The organism is Nocardiopsis lucentensis DSM 44048, from assembly GCF_000341125.1.
GTDB classification, from domain to species: Bacteria; Actinomycetota; Actinomycetes; order Streptosporangiales; family Streptosporangiaceae; genus Nocardiopsis; species Nocardiopsis lucentensis.
In genome coordinates this window covers 1-893 of the sequence record NZ_ANBC01000268.1, presented here as the reverse complement: position 1 = coordinate 893, position 893 = coordinate 1, and the positions used below count along the sequence as shown (strand labels likewise).

Annotated in this window: 1 protein-coding gene; it reads left to right on the top strand. The window is 74.2% G+C overall.

The genetic code is table 11. The features are described 5' to 3' along the window. Positions 1-79 precede the first annotated feature (79 nt). Positions 80-893: TolB family protein (locus tag D471_RS0109120; protein WP_017598340.1), on the top strand; the 814-nt coding region annotated here is incomplete at its 3' end.

Below are 893 nucleotides of genomic sequence, written 5' to 3'. Positions count from 1 at the left end.
CCCCCCCCCAGCCGTCGGCGGGGAGACGCCCGATAGGGTCGGCTCCAGACCACAAGTCGACGGTTCAGGAGGATTCGCCTTGGTTCGTTCCTGGTATGAACTACCGGAATACGTCCGTCTCCGCCGTGTCAACGGGCTGCGCCTGTCCCCGGACGGCACCCGCCTCGTGGCGCCCGTCAGCGGGCTCGCCCCCGACGGCACGTCCTTCCACAGCGCCCTGTGGGAGATCGACGTCGCCCCCGAGTCCGAGGGCGGGAGCGCGCCCCGGCGGCTGACCCGTTCCGCCAAGGGAGAGAGCGCCGCCGGGTTCCTCCCCGACGGGTCCGTCCTGTTCACCTCCGGCCGCCCCGACCCCGACGCCGCCTCCGACAACGCCCCGGGCGCCGCGCTGTGGCTGCTGCCCACCGGGGGCGGCGAGGCCCGTCAGGTCGCCTCCCGCCCCGGTGGTGTCTCCTCCTTCACCGTCGCGCGCGACTCCGGCCTGGTGGCCTTCACCGCCGACGTCCACCCCGGCAGCGAGACCGCCGAGGCCGACCGGGAGGCGCGCAAGGCCCGTGAGGAAGCCGGGGTCACCGCGATCCTCCACGAGGCCCTGCCCATCCGCTACTGGGACAGCGACATCGGCCCGGACCACCCCCGCTACCTGGTCGCCGGACCGCCCGCCGACGACGAGTCGGGCCTGGGCGAGCACCGGGACCTGACCCCTGACGCCGGGATGGCCCTGCTGAACGCCTCCGGAGAGCTCACCCCCGACGGGTCGGCCCTGATCACCGAGTGGTGTGTCCCCACCGGACGGGGCACCGACCGCACCGACGTCGTCGCCGTCGACACCGCCACCGGCGAGCGCCGTGTCCTGGCCAGCGACCCCGAGTACGATTTCGACGGACCACGGG